This is a genomic window from Pseudomonas syringae, assembly GCF_001698815.1.
GTDB classification, from domain to species: domain Bacteria; phylum Pseudomonadota; class Gammaproteobacteria; order Pseudomonadales; family Pseudomonadaceae; genus Aquipseudomonas; species Aquipseudomonas syringae_A.
The window spans coordinates 136,791-150,858 of record NZ_LGSI01000074.1 but is presented as its reverse complement, the minus strand read 5'-3'; the positions used below and the strand labels follow the sequence as shown (position 1 = coordinate 150,858).

8 protein-coding genes are annotated in these 14,068 nt (G+C 59.9%); all 8 read right to left on the bottom strand.

Annotated features, from left to right (window positions below):
• A complete protein-coding gene (locus AFK24_RS28895) occupies positions 1-747 on the bottom strand; it encodes an SDR family oxidoreductase (protein WP_065836502.1) in 747 nt (248 codons plus the stop codon).
• A gap of 125 nt (positions 748-872) precedes the next feature.
• Positions 873-2,972, bottom strand: coding sequence for a putative bifunctional diguanylate cyclase/phosphodiesterase (locus AFK24_RS28890; protein ID WP_065836501.1), 2,100 nt, complete (start codon positions 2,970-2,972; stop codon positions 873-875).
• 219 nt (positions 2,973-3,191) lie between these two features.
• The gene (locus AFK24_RS28885; RefSeq protein WP_065836500.1) at positions 3,192-4,673 is read right to left on the bottom strand and encodes an efflux transporter outer membrane subunit; all 1,482 of its coding nucleotides are present in this window, start codon (positions 4,671-4,673) and stop codon (positions 3,192-3,194) included.
• Positions 4,670-7,777: an efflux RND transporter permease subunit gene (locus tag AFK24_RS28880; protein ID WP_065836499.1), complete on the bottom strand. Its 3,108-nt coding sequence runs from the start codon at positions 7,775-7,777 to the stop codon at positions 4,670-4,672. Before AFK24_RS28880 ends, AFK24_RS28885 begins: the two co-directional genes overlap by 4 nt.
• Before the next feature lie 94 nt (positions 7,778-7,871).
• The gene (locus AFK24_RS28875) at positions 7,872-10,967 is read right to left on the bottom strand and encodes an MdtB/MuxB family multidrug efflux RND transporter permease subunit (protein WP_065836498.1); all 3,096 of its coding nucleotides are present in this window, start codon (positions 10,965-10,967) and stop codon (positions 7,872-7,874) included.
• Positions 10,964-12,271, bottom strand: coding sequence for an MdtA/MuxA family multidrug efflux RND transporter periplasmic adaptor subunit (locus AFK24_RS28870; protein ID WP_065836497.1), 1,308 nt, complete (start codon positions 12,269-12,271; stop codon positions 10,964-10,966). The genes AFK24_RS28875 and AFK24_RS28870 overlap by 4 nt, the downstream gene beginning before the upstream one ends.
• Before the next feature lie 173 nt (positions 12,272-12,444).
• Positions 12,445-12,945: a thiol peroxidase gene (gene tpx / locus AFK24_RS28865; RefSeq protein WP_065836496.1), complete on the bottom strand. Its 501-nt coding sequence runs from the start codon at positions 12,943-12,945 to the stop codon at positions 12,445-12,447.
• A 90-nt stretch (positions 12,946-13,035) separates the two neighbouring features.
• Entirely contained in the window at positions 13,036-13,953 is a 918-nt protein-coding gene (locus tag AFK24_RS28860) for a LysR family transcriptional regulator (RefSeq protein WP_065836495.1), read from the bottom strand.
• Positions 13,954-14,068 lie beyond the last annotated feature (115 nt).

The window sequence follows — 14,068 nt, the reverse complement described above, 5'->3', positions numbered from 1 at the left end:
CTAGCGTCCACCCGCCAGATCAATGAAGGTTCCAGTGGCATAGGATGCTTTTTCCGACAGCAGCCAGACAATCGCCTCGGCGACCTCTTCAGCGGCACCACCACGGCCCATGGGGATACCCGGCTCCAGCTTGCTGACCCGAAACGGATCGCCGCTCAGGGCGTGAAAATCGGTGAAGATATAACCCGGCCGAACGGCATTGACCCGAATCCCCTCGCCCGCCACTTCCTTGGACAAACCGATGGTGAAGGTGTCCAGTGCGCCCTTGGACGCGGCGTAATCAACGTATTCACCTGCTGATCCCAGACGAGACGCCGCCGATGAAACATTGACGATGCTGCCGCCTTTGCCGCCATGGCGCGGCGACATGCGCAGCAAGGCATGTTTGCTGCACAGCATTGGCCCGACCACGTTACTCATCATCATTTTCAGCAAGCGAAACTCGGACATCTCTTCGACGCGGGACGCATGGGCGACGGTTGCGGCATTGTTGACCAGATGCGTGACGCGCCCCAGATCAGCATCGATACGACCGAACAGGCGGATGATTTCGTCTTCGTTGCTGACATCTGCCTGAACCGTGATTGCCTGCGCGCCCAATTCCCGAACCTGCCCGCAGACCCGTTCGGCAGCCGTGTGATCGGACAGATAGTTGATGCAGATTCGGTAACCCTGAGCGGCGGCAAGCAAAGCCGTGGCGGCACCGATACCTCGTGAACCTCCAGTGATGAGCAGAATTTTGTCCATTATCTTCTCGTGACGTGTTCCAGGAACCGATTGTTAGTGCCTGCTACCCCGACGAACCCGGCAGGGACGCGGCAAACCATGATCCTGCCAGCGATCAACGATAAACGCCACCACCAGCAACGCACTTACTTCTCAGTCTGGACCGTCTGAAACTTGCGCGCCTCGGCGGCGTGGATATCAGCGATGAACTGCGCAGCGGGCAGCGGATGTCCCAGCAAAAATCCTTGCAAGGAATCACAGCCCAGTCGGGTCAGGAAGTTCTGCTGCCGATCGGTCTCGACACCTTCCGCCACGATACGCAGATTCAGCGCCTGGCCAAGGGCAACAATGGCCGAGACGATGGCCGCGTCATCGCTGTCATGCTCCAGATCCCGGACGAAACCCCGGTCGATTTTAAGCTCGTTGGCAGGCAGCCGCTTGAGGTACATCAGGCTTGAGTAGCCCGTGCCGAAATCGTCGATGGACAAGTCGACGCCCATGTCCGAAAGCTGCTGCAACACCGTCATGCTGGCGTCGGCGTCATTCATGGCGGTGGTTTCAGTGATTTCCAGGGTCAGGCTGTTAGGGGGCAATTGATGACGGTGCAAGGCCTGAGCAACGATATCCACCAGATTGGCATGGCAGAACTGCAGCGCGGACAGGTTTACCGCCACGCGCCAATGGCTGTAGCCCATCTCAAACCACACGCGCATCTGCCGACAGGCTTCGTTCAGCACCCATTCGCCAATGGGAATGATCAGGCCGGTCTTTTCCGCGAGACCGATGAATTTGTCCGGCAACAGAATGCCTTTTTGCGGATGCGCCCAGCGCAACAAGGCTTCGGCACCAATCGGCAGGCCACTGATGGCGTCGAATTTTGGCTGGTAATACAGGCAAAAATCATTCTGTTTGAGGCCTGTGCGCAGATCCTGGAGCAGCTCAAGCTGATTGCGCGCATTGGTATTCATGGTGCCGTCGAAAAACGAATAGCCATTTTTACCCGTTGCCTTGGCGTGATACATGGCGGCATCGGCGTTCATCAGCAATTCCTGCTGCGTATTGCCACTTCCCGGATAAAGGCCGATGCCGATGCTTACCGAGATCTGCAAGGCCTGCTCCGCGACCCGGAACGGCTGAGCGATGACATTGACCTGACGCGCCGCGATCCTCGGCGCGTCTTCAACGTCATTCAGTTCGACCAGCAGCACAAACTCATCGCCACCAATGCGCGCCAGCGTGTCGTGGCGATGGAGATTGGACCGCAGACGCAAGCCCACTTCGCGCAATAACTGGTCGCCCACATGATGGCCGAATGCATCGTTGACCGGTTTGAAGCCGTCGAGATCCATGAACATCAGCGCAAAGTGCCCACCGTTGGCGTCTACTTTGCGCATCGCCAACTCGATCCTGTCGGCCAACAACACGCGATTGGGCAATCCTGTCAGGGTGTCGTGCAGCGCCAGGTGCGTCAGTTCGCGATTGGCTTCGGTCAGCGACTGCGACAGCGTCGCCGTGCGCGCTTCCAGATGCGCATCCAGAACCAGCACCACCAGCGTGATGGTGAGCACCGCCAGGACTGTGACCAGCACCAACGAGTCCAGGCCATCCGCGCGGATTCCCCTGGCCAGTGCGCCGCAGACACTGCCGTCGGCAAAACCTGCCGCCGCCATGGCGATGTAATGCATGCCGACAATGGCCCCGCCCATCACCACTGCCGCGCCGAAGCGCACGCAGCGCACATAAGTCACCTGTTGACGCAAACGCAATGCCATCCAGAGCGCCACGGCGGATGCCGCAACGGCGACCAGCAGCGACATCAGCACCGTTTCCACGTCATAACTGATACCCGGTTGCATGCGCAGCGCCGCCATGCCGGTGTAGTGCATTGCGCTGATTCCGGCGCCCATGAACAACGCCCCGAGCCCCAACAACAGCCGAGGCAAAGCAGGCTGACTCACCAGCCAGAGGGCGAAACCGGAAGAGACAATCGCGATTAGCAGCGACAGCAGGGTAATCGGCAAATCGAACGCCAGATCAATGGGCAGATCGAAGGCCAGCATGCCGATGAAGTGCATGGCCCAGATGCCGATACCCATGGAAAACGCGCCACCACCGATCCACGCCAGCAACGCACGACCTTGGGACGTCGCGATGCGCCCGGCAAGATCCAGCGCCGTGTAGGACGCCAGGATGGCGACGAAGATGGAAACCAGGACTAGCGAAGGGGTGTATTGACCAATCAACATGAGCGGCTCGCGGCGTAGAACAACGAGCTAATCCATGCCCAGTCAGAGCCGCGGGATTCTACGCATTTTCCGCCAAATGTCGCGGTCCGTCGTCGCAAATATGGCGTATAGCCACTAATTATTTCGCATGCACCTGACTTTGGCCGAAAAACCCGCAAAGCCCCGGAATACAAGGCCTAAAGCACCAGCATCCGCAGCAATTTTGACGCCAGTGACCCGTCAGTCTTGCAGTTTCAGACCGCCTTCAGACTCCCAGCCGCCACCCAGTGCCGCGATCAACTGCACGCTGGCAATCAGGCGACTTTGCAGCAAGGTCAGCACGCTGCGTTCGTTGCTCAACGCAGTGGTCTGGACATTGACCACATCCAGATAACCGATCAGACCGGCCTTGTACTGATTGCTGGTCAGGCGCAACGAATCACGGGCCGCGGCCAACGCTTCGGCGCGCACACCCGCCTCTTCCTCGTAGACCTTAAGCTGCACCAGGTAGTTTTCCACTTCCTGGAACCCGTTCAGTACCGTTTGCCGATACTGCGCGACGGTCTGATCGTAAACCGCTTCGGTACGATCGACTTCCGCCGAGCGTTGCCCGCCGTCGAACAGCGTCATGGCCAACTGCGGACCAACTGACCAGAAGCGATTCGGCAGACTGATCCAGTTGGCGAAGGTGCTGCTGCTGTAGCCGCCGCTCAGGCTCAGGGTCAGGTCTGGATAATAAGCCGCCTTGGCAATGCCGATGTTGGCGTTCGCGGCCATGACCGAACGCTCGGCAGCGGCGATGTCCGGTCGCCGCTCAAGCAACTGTGAAGGCAAGCCGACAGGAATCGCTGGCAGCGCCGGAATCGACGTGCTGGCCGCCAGATTGAAGTCCGCTGGCGCCTGGCCCATCAGCACGGCGATGGCGTTTTCGAACTGGGCGCGCTGCCACATCAGATCGATCAAATCGGCTTGTGTGCTTTTAAGCTGGGTTTGCGCCTGCGCCACCGCATCGCGTCCGGAAATGCCGGCGCGGTATTGGTTCTGGGTCAAGGTCAGAGAACGCTGATAAGCGTCGACCGTGGCCTCAAGCAAACGCTTTTGCTCGTCGATGACGCGCAATTGCAGGTAGTTCTGCACCAGTTCCGATTGCAGGCTCAGCTGCATGGCCGCCAGATCGCCAAGGCTCGCCTGGGCGCTGGCCGTGTCGGCTTCCAGCCCGCGACGCAGCTTGCCCCAGATGTCGGCTTCCCAACTGACGCCCAGCTGCGCATTGTAGGTATCGCGAATGCCGCTGCTGGAACTGCTCAGGCTCGAGCTGCTGCTGCCGGTGCCCTGGCTGGAGCGGTTTTTGCTGGTGGTGAGGTCGAGGGTCGGAAAGAACGCGCCTCGGGAGCTGCGGACCAACGCCTTGGCCTGACGGTATTGCGCTTCGTACTGGGCGACGGTCTGGTTGGAACTGTTGAGTTTTTCCACCAGCCCGTTGAGCTGCGCGTCCCCATACAACTCCCACCAGGCGCCACGGGCCAGCGAGTCACTCGGCGTTGCCTGGCGCCAGCCCTGTGCCGCCTTGAACTGTGCCGGAGCCGCCATTTCGGGCTTGTGATAATCCGGGCCGACCGCGCAGGCACTCAAGAGCACAACACATAGCCCCACGCCCAAACCACGCGCGGCACTGAGCGCGGGCCATTGTTTGACGGCTTTGATTTTCTGGCGTTCGGTCATAGCGGAGTTTCCAGAGCAGCATCGGTACGCACGCCGCGCCACTTGTTGAAGCGGTGGCGCAGACGGTCGAGATAAAGGTAAACCACCGGGGTGGTGTAAAGGGTCAGGATCTGGCTCACGACCAGCCCGCCAATAATCGTCAAGCCCAGCGGCCGACGCATTTCCGCACCTTCAGCACTGCTCAGCAATAGCGGCAGCGCGCCGAGAATGGCCGCCAGCGTCGTCATCAGGATCGGGCGCAGACGTTGCAGGCACGCACTGCGGATCGACTCCAGCGGTGTCATCCCGCCGTGACGTTCCAGTTGCAGCGCCAGGTCGATCATCAGAATCGCGTTCTTCTTCACCACGCCGATCAGCAAAAACAACCCAAGCAGGGAAATCAGACTGAACTGCCCGCCCAGCACATAAATACTGAGCAACGCGCCGACACCTGCCGACGGCAGCGTGGAAAGAATCGTCAATGGGTGGATGTAGCTTTCATAGAGAATACCCAGCACCAGATAAACCGCGAGCAACGCGCCGAGAATCATCCACGGCTGGCTCTTCTGGGTCGCGGCGAATGCATCGGCGGTGCCGGCCATTTTCGCGATCACATCAGACGGCAACCCAACTGCGGCCACCGCGCGTTCGATCGCCACGGTGGCCTTATCGAGACTGACACCTTCAGCGAGGTCGAACGACACACTGTCCGAAGCGAACTGCCCTTCATGGGACACCCGGTCGCTTTCGAGGCTGCGCTCATAGTGGGCGATGCTCGATAAAGGCACTCGCTGGCCATCGGCGGTAATCACCTGGACCTGCTCCAGGGTGACCGGGTCCTGCGCGTATTTCGGATTGACCTCCATCACCACCTGATACTGGTTCAGGCTGTCGTAGATCGTGGACACCTGGCGCTGGCTGTAAGCGTTATTGAGCACCGCAGTGACCATGTTCATGTCGATGCCCAGCCGCTTGGCGGTGTCTCGGTCGACCTGCAACGTGACCTGTTGCGCGCCACGCCCTTCACGGGCGTCGATGGCCGTCAGTTCCGGCAAGGATTTGAGCGCGGCGACGACTTTCGGATACCACAGGCGCAGGCTGCCGAGATCGCCGCTTTGCAGGATGTATTGATATTGCGATGTGGTTTGCTCGCGGCCGCCACCCAGCTGTAAATCCTGGTCAGGCATCAGGAACACCCTGCCGCCCGGCACCTTGGGCATTTCCTTGCGCAGGCGCTCGACCACCTGTTCTGCCGATATCTTGCGTTCCTTGATGTTCTTCAGGCGCACGATCATGAAGGCGTTGTTGGTGCCGTTGTTGCCGCCGATGAAGCCGGCGACGGTATCCACTGCCGGGTCGGCCATCACCGCGCGACGGAATATTTCCATCTTGGGCTGCATGACCGAGAACGACAGACCATCGTCACCCCGCACAAAACCGATCAGCTGCCCGGTATCCTGAGTCGGCAGGAAGGTCTTGGGCACCACTACATACAGCGCGATGTTCACTCCGATGGTGACCAGCAGGCTGAGCAGCGTCAGCCGACGATGGCGCAACACCCAGCCCAGGCTTCGGTCATAGCCGTCGACCATCCGGTCGTTGACGCGCTGGCTCCAGCGCTGCAAGGCGTTTTCTTCACCTGGTACATGCGGCTTGAGCCAGCGCGCGCAAAGCATCGGCGTCAGCGTCAGGGAAACCACCAGCGAAACGATGATCGACACCGACAGCGTGATGGAGAACTCGCGGAACAGGCTTTCCACCAGCCCGCCCATGAACAGGATCGAGATGAATACCGCGACCAGCGACACGTTCATCGACAGCAAGGTGAAGCCCACTTCCTTGGCGCCCAGATAAGCCGCCTGCATCGGCGCAACACCTTTGTCGATGTGCCGGGAAATGTTCTCCAGCACGACGATGGCGTCGTCCACCACCAGACCGGTGGCGAGAATCAGCGCCATCAGCGACAGGTTATTCAGGGAAAAGCCGCACAGGTACATGATCGCGAAGGTGCCGACCAATGAAACCGGAACCGCCAGTGTCGGAATCAGCGATGCGCGGAAATTGCCGAGGAACAGAAAGACCACCAGGATCACCAGCACCACGGCAATCAACAGGGTCATTTCTGCTTCATGCAGCGTGGCCTTGATCACGGGCGAACGGTCCAGGGCCACTTCGAGTTTGACGCTGGCTGGCATTACCGCTTCCAGCGCCGGCAGTTGCTCGCGAATCTGCGCCACCGTTTCGATGATATTCGCCCCGGCCTGGCGGTTGATCACCAGCAGCACGGCGGCTTTGTCATTGAAATAGCCGGCGTTGTAGCGGTCTTCCACGGCGTCGCTGACCTTGGCCACGTCCTTGAGGCGCAGCGCCGCGCCATCCTGATAGCGAATGATCAGCGGTTCGTAATCCTTGGCCTTTTCCAGCTGGTCATTGGCCTGGACTTGCCAGTTGCTCTCGGCGGTTTCCACCGAACCTTTGGGCCGCCGCACGTTGGCGCCGGTAATCGTGGTGCGCACTTCGTCGAGGGACACGCCGTACTGGTTGAGCAATTGCGGTTCAAGCTCGACACGCACGGCGGGCAGCGAACTGCCGCCAATCTGCACTTCGCCAACGCCGGTGACCTGAGACAGGCTTTGCGAGAGGATGGTCGACGCCAGATCGTATAGCTGGCCTTTTTCCAGGACATCGGAGGTCAGCGCCAGCACCATGATCGGCGCCTGGGACGGGTTGACCTTCTTGTAGGTCGGCATGCTGCGCATACCGCTGGGCAGCAGATTGCGCGACGCATTGATTGCCGCCTGCACCTCGCGCGCCGCGCCGTTGATGTCGCGATCCAGATCGAATTGCAGGATCACCCGTGTCGAGCCCTGGCTCGAACGGCTGCTCATGGTATTGACCCCGGCGATGGTGCCCAGCGACCGTTCCAGTGGCGTGGCCACGCTGGACGCCATGATCTCCGGGCTGGCACCCGGCAAGCTGGCAGACACCACGATCACCGGAAAGTCCATGTTCGGCAGCGGCGCTACCGGCAGCAGGCCGAAGCTGACGCCGCCCAGCAACATGATCGCCAGGCTCAGCAGCATGGTCGCCACCGGCCGGCGGATGAACGGGCCGGAAAGGTTCATGGGCGTAAGCTCCGAGCGGCAAGCCACACGCTACAAGAGTATGAGTCTTGTGCTTTACGCTTGAAGCTAAAGGCTTGCAGCTTGAGACTGAGCATCACCCCGCCACCTCAGCCTTCTCCGAACGACCGAAACGACGGCCCAATCGATCGAAGTACAGGTAGATCACCGGCGTGGTGAACAGCGTCAGCACCTGGCTGAGCATCAAGCCGCCAACCATCACCAGACCCAGCGGCTGACGCAGTTCGGCGCCGCTACCCGTCGCCAGCATCAGCGGCACGGCGCCGAACAGGGCCGCCATGGTGGTCATCAGGATCGGCCGGAAGCGCAACAGCGCCGCTTCATAGATCGCCGTTTCCGGATCCACGCCTCGGTTACGCTCGGCGTCGAGGGCGAAGTCGATCATCATGATCGCGTTTTTCTTGACGATCCCGATCAACAGAATGATGCCGATGATGGCGATCATGCCCAGATCATTACCACTGATCAGCAACGCCAGCAGCGCGCCCACCGCTGCCGAGGGCAACGTGGAAAGAATGGTGATCGGATGGATGTAACTCTCGTAGAGCACGCCAAGGACGATATACATCGTGACCACGGCGGCGAGGATCAACAGCAGCGTACTGGACAACGAAGCCTGGAACGCCTGGGCGGCGCCCTGGAATTCGGTCTGCACGCCGGTCGGCATGCCGATGTCCTGCTGGGTTTGCTCGATGATTTCCACCGCAGCCCCCAATGCCACACCGGGCGCCAGGTTGAACGACATCATCACCGCCGGGAATTGCCCCAGATGGGTAATCGCCAGTTGCGCCTGACGCTGCTCGATGCGCGCCAGACTCGACAGCTTGACCTGCACACCATCGGTGGTCTTGACATGAATCTGTTCCAGCGCCTTCGGCCCCAGCTCGCCCACCGATTCGGCCTGCAGCACCACTCGGTACTGGCTGGCCTGGGTATAAATCGTCGAGATCTGCCGCTGGCCGAACGCGTCATACAGCGCATCGGTAATGTTGGCCACCGTCACCCCGACACGGCTGGCCGCATCGCGGTCTATCAGCAGGTAAACCTGCAACCCCTTGTCCTGCAAGTCGCTGGCGACATCCGTCAGTTCGGTGCGCTTGCTCAGCGCGTCGACCAGCTTGCCGCTCCACAGCGCAAGCATGTCAGCGTCCGGCGACGACATGCTGAACTGATACTGCGTCCGGCTGACGCGATCTTCGATGGTCAAGTCCTGGACCGGCTGCATGAACAGGCGAATCCCGGACAGCTTGTCCAGTTGCGGCTGCAAGCGCTGGATGATCTGCGTCGCGTCCAGATCACGCTGGTTATGCGGCTTGAGGTTGATCAGGAAGCGCCCGCTGTTGAGCGTGGTGTTGTCGCCATCGACGCCGATATACGACGACAGGCTGACCACGGCCGGGTCCTGCAGAATGATTTTTGCCAGAGACTGCTGGCGCTCGCTCATGGCGGCGAACGAGATCGATTGCGGTGCTTCAGAAATACCCTGGATCACTCCAGTGTCCTGCACCGGGAAAAACCCTTTGGGCACGATCATGTACAGGAACACGGTCAACGCCAGCGTCCCGACGGCGACCAGCAACGTCAGCGGCTGGTGCTTGAGGACCCAGCGCAGTTTGCGTCCGTAGGCCTCGATCAACCAGTCCAGCCAGGCACCGCTGGCGCGGTAGAAACGGCTTTGCTCTTCAGGTTTGGGTTCGCGCTTGAGCAGGCGGGCGCACATCATCGGCGTCAGGGTCAGGGACACCACTAGAGAAATCAGGATCGCCACCGCCAGGGTGATGGCGAACTCACGGAACAGCCGTCCTACCACGTCCGCCATGAACAGCAACGGAATCAGCACCGCAATCAACGAAATGGTCAGGGACACCAGGGTGAAGCCAATCTGTTTCGCGCCCTTGAGCGCCGCCTGCATGGGCGACTCGCCCTCTTCGATGTGCCGGGAAATGTTCTCCAGCATGACAATCGCATCGTCGACCACAAAGCCGGTGGCGATGGTCATGGCCATCAACGTCAGGTTGTTGACCGAGAAACCGGCCAGGTACATCACGCCAAACGTGCCCACCAGTGACAGCGGTACGGCAATCGACGGAATGATTGTCGCGCTGAAACGGCGCAGGAACAGGAACGTCACCAACACGACCAGCACAATGGCGATCAACAGCTCGTGCTGCACGTCGGTCACCGAGGCGCGAATGGTTTGCGTGCGGTCGGTCAACACCACGACATCCAGACCGGCCGGCAGGTTATCGGTAATGCTTGGCAACAAGGCCTTGATGCGATCCACGACCTCGATCACGTTGGCGCCCGGCTGGCGCTGGATATTGAGCAGCACCGCCTGATTTTCATTGGCCCAGGCCGCGAGACGCTCGTTTTCCGCGCCGTCGACAATCTGCGCCACATCCTTCAGGCGCAACGGACCGCCGTCCTTATAAGCGAGGATCAGGTTGGCGTATTCCTCGGGCGACTTGAGCTGGTCGTTGGCATCGAGCATCGACACCCGGGTCGGGCCATCAAAGTTACCCTTGGGCTGGTTGACGTTGGACGCGCCCACCAGCGTGCGCACGTCAGCCAGATTCAAGCCGGCTGCCGCCAGGGCATCCGGATTGACCTTGATGCGCACTGCCTGACGCTGACCGCCCGCAATGCTGACCATGCCAACGCCGCTGATCTGCGCGATTTTCTGCGCCATGCGCGTATCGACCAGATCGTTGAGCTTGGGCAACAGCATGGTTTTGGAAGTGATCGCCAACGTCAGCACCGGGGTATCGGCCGGGTTGACCTTGTTGTACACCGGCGGCGCGGGCAGATCGGTCGGCAGCAGATTAGTCGCGCCGTTGATCGCCGCCTGCACTTCCTGCTCGGCGACGTCCATGTTGATTTCAAGGCTGAAACGCAGGGTGATGACCGACGCGCCGCCAGAGCTGGTTGACGCCATTTGGGTCAGGCCCGGCATTTGCCCGAACTGACGTTCAAGCGGCGCAGTGACCGCGCTGGTCATCACTTGCGGACTAGCGCCCGGATACAGCGTCATGACGCGGATGGTCGGATAGTCCACCTGCGGCAAGGCTGAAACCGGTAGCAACTTGTAGGCAATCAAGCCGGCCAGCACCAAAGCCAGCATGCTGAGCGTGGTGGCTACCGGACGCAGGATGAACAGCCGTGAAATGTTCATGCGTGACCTTTTTCCGCCTTGTCGGCTGTAGCCGATTCACCGGATTCCTTCGACGGCTTGCCCTGCAACTGCTGGCCTGGAGTGCTTGGCACATCCTTGCTGTCATTGACGATTTCGACGTCGCTGCCGTCGCGCAGACGGTCAGTGCCTTCGAGCACCACCCGATCACCGGCGGCCAGACCTTCACTGACCACGGTTGACTGCTCGTCGCTCGGGCCGGTCTTGAGACCGCGCACCTTGACCTTCTTGTCGCCGTCCATGACATAGACAAAGGTGCCATTGGTTCCGAACTGCACCGCGGCGGTCGGCACCAGCACTGCTTGCTTCAGGGTGTCGGCGCGCAGGCGCACATTGACGAACTGATTGGGAAACAGCACTTCGTCCTGGTTCTCGAAACGCGCCTTGAATTTCAGGGTGCCGGTGGCGACATCGATCTGGTTGTCGAGACTGGCAAGCACGCCATTGGCCTGCAGTTTTAGGTCACCTCGGTCCCAGGCTTCGACGGGCAGCTTGTCGCCGCTGCGATAGCGCGTGATGACCGCCGACAGGTCTTTCTCCGGCAGGGTGAAGTTGACCGTGATCGGCTTGGTCTGGGTAATGATCACCAACGCGGTGGTGTCATTGGCGGCCACGAGGTTGCCGACGTCCAGTTGCTTGAGGCCAGTGCGGCCGGCAATTGGTGCACGAATTCTGGTGAAGTCCAGATTGAGCTTGGCGTCGCCCACCGCTGCCTGATTGGTCTTGATCGTGCCCTGATACTGGTTCACCAGCGACTCGGCGGTATCCAGAGTCTGCTTGGCGATACTGTCTTCGGCGTACAGCCCGCGATAGCGTTGCACATCAAGCTGGGCGTTTTTCAACAACGCCTGGTTAGTGGCCAGCGTACCTTCGGCCTGCTGCAAAGCGATCTGATAGCTGCGCGGATCAATCTCGGCCAGCAAATCGCCAACCTTGACCATCTGGCCTTCCTGGAAGTTGAGCTTGACCAATTCCCCCGCGACCCGGCTGCGCACATTGATGGTGTTCATCGCCGTCACGGTACCCAACGCTTTGTAGTAGATCGGGAAGTCCCCGAGTACCGCAGGCGCCACACGCACGGGGACCGGCCCGGTCGCGCCGCCAAAGCCAGGTCGAGCCGGGCCAGCCTTGGCCGCACTGGCTGACCTGCTGGCGCCAGAACCTTTGCCGGCATCCTTATGGGCGGCAGAGGACGGCCAGAACCACCAGCACAGGCCGATGATAACCAACAGGACAAGCAGACTGATCAGCCAGCGGCGGGAACTACGGGAACCAGACAATTGCATGAATAATCAACCAATGCGGATGGGGCTTCTTCAGGAGTTGAACAATAAGCACAGACGGACGGTAAGCAAAGCGCCTTTACCGGCAATTTACGTTGGCGTTACTTCTGTTAAACACCTGAAGCATAAATAAAAACGGCCTGAGCAGGTTCAGGCCGTCGAAGTGTTGCCGGTTATTACTTCAATACGGAGAGCGCAGCGTCATAGTCAGGTTCCTGACCGATTTCCGGAACCAGTTCGCTGTGCAGCACTTTGTCGTTTTCATCAAGAACCACAACGGCGCGAGTGGTCAGGCCCTGCATCGGGCCATCGGCGATCTCGACACCGTAGTTCTTCATGAATTCAGCACCACGCATGGTGGACAGATTCTTGACGTTTTCCAGGCCTTCGGCGCCGCAGAACCGCGCCTGCGCGAACGGCAGATCAGCGGAGATGCACAACACCACGGCGTTGGTCAGGTCGTTGGCCTGGGCGTTGAATTTGCGCACGGACGTCGCGCAGGTCGGGGTATCGACACTTGGGAAGATGTTCAGCACTTTGCGCTTGCCGGCAAAGTCAGCCAGGGTCACATCGGCCAGGTCACCACCGACCAACGTGAATGCCGGAGCAGCGCTGCCAACTGCTGGCAGGTCACCATTGATTTGGACAGGGTTGCCTCTACGAGTCACTTGAGCCATGAACTGAGTCCTTTTTCCAGGGTTTGGGAAGAGCCGGAAGTTAACCACGAAAGCGCCCGGCGACCTAGATCGGATGCGGCTGAATTTGCTTCAACCATTGAGTTTCTCGAGCAGCTCCTTGCGCGCACACAACTCCACCAGCCAATCGACAAACACCCTCACCCGTCGTGACATCTGCCGATGCGGCGGGTAAAGCGCGAGCAGTGCCATCGCCGGCGGCCGATAGCTCTTGAGAACCTCCAGCAAGGTCCCTCGACGTAGCTGCTCGGCGATATGGTAATACGGCGTCTGCACCAGACCGTAGCCCGCTTCGCACGCAGCCAGGTAACCGTCGGCGCTGTTGATCGACATCGCCTTGGGCAGACTGAAATCCTTCACCTGGCCATCGATCATGAACTCCAGGCCGTAACGCTTATTGGAGCTGGCAGAGAAGTATTCGATAACCTTGTGACGCGGCAAATCCGCCAGGGTGTGCGGCGTGCCGTATTGATCAAGATAGCGGCGGCTGGCGCATGTCACCTGAACCATTTTGGTCAACGGCCGCGCCACCAGTGAATCATCCTGTGGCGGCCCGGCACGCAGCACGCAATCGACGCCTTCACGAATCAGATCCACCGGGCGGTCACTCATCCCGATCTCCAACTCGATCAGCGGATATCGCGCAGTGAACTCCGGCAACGCGGGGATCAAAATCATCCGCCCGAACCCCACCGGAATATCGATGCGCAATACACCTTTGGGGGCGATGTTCGCTGAAGAAAATTCGGCTTCAACCTCATCCAGATCAGCCAGCAGACTGACACAGCGCTGATAGTAAGCCTGACCGTCCAGCGTCGGGCTGACTTGTCGGGTCGTACGCTGTAACAGCTGCACGCCCAGATGCGCTTCCAGCTGTTTGATCAGGATGGTCACCGAGGCTCTTGGCATGTGCAGGCTGTCGGCGGCCTTGGCAAAGCCGCCAAGCTCGACAATGCGGGTAAACACGCGCATGGCGTTGAATCGATCCATTGCAGAACCCTTGGCGCTGAATTATTTAGATTTTCTAAACAGTGAAAGCACTTTTAGCGGGTTTATCCGGATTTTGTCGAGGAGTAAAACTGTCGCCACTTTCAATGACAGGAGT

Bases quoted from the DNA above. Each gene is read 5' to 3' on its own strand.
- AFK24_RS28895 (WP_065836502.1), bottom strand. From the start codon at position 747: ATGGACAAAATTCTGCTCATCACTGGAGGTTCACGAGGTATCGGTGCC.
- AFK24_RS28890 (WP_065836501.1), bottom strand. From the start codon at position 2,972: ATGTTGATTGGTCAATACACCCCTTCGCTAGTCCTGGTTTCCATCTTC.
- AFK24_RS28885 (WP_065836500.1), bottom strand. From the start codon at position 4,673: ATGACCGAACGCCAGAAAATCAAAGCCGTCAAACAATGGCCCGCGCTC.
- AFK24_RS28880 (WP_065836499.1), bottom strand. From the start codon at position 7,777: ATGAACCTTTCCGGCCCGTTCATCCGCCGGCCGGTGGCGACCATGCTG.
- AFK24_RS28875 (WP_065836498.1), bottom strand. From the start codon at position 10,967: ATGAACATTTCACGGCTGTTCATCCTGCGTCCGGTAGCCACCACGCTC.
- AFK24_RS28870 (WP_065836497.1), bottom strand. From the start codon at position 12,271: ATGCAATTGTCTGGTTCCCGTAGTTCCCGCCGCTGGCTGATCAGTCTG.
- tpx (WP_065836496.1), bottom strand. From the start codon at position 12,945: ATGGCTCAAGTGACTCGTAGAGGCAACCCTGTCCAAATCAATGGTGAC.
- AFK24_RS28860 (WP_065836495.1), bottom strand. From the start codon at position 13,953: ATGGATCGATTCAACGCCATGCGCGTGTTTACCCGCATTGTCGAGCTT.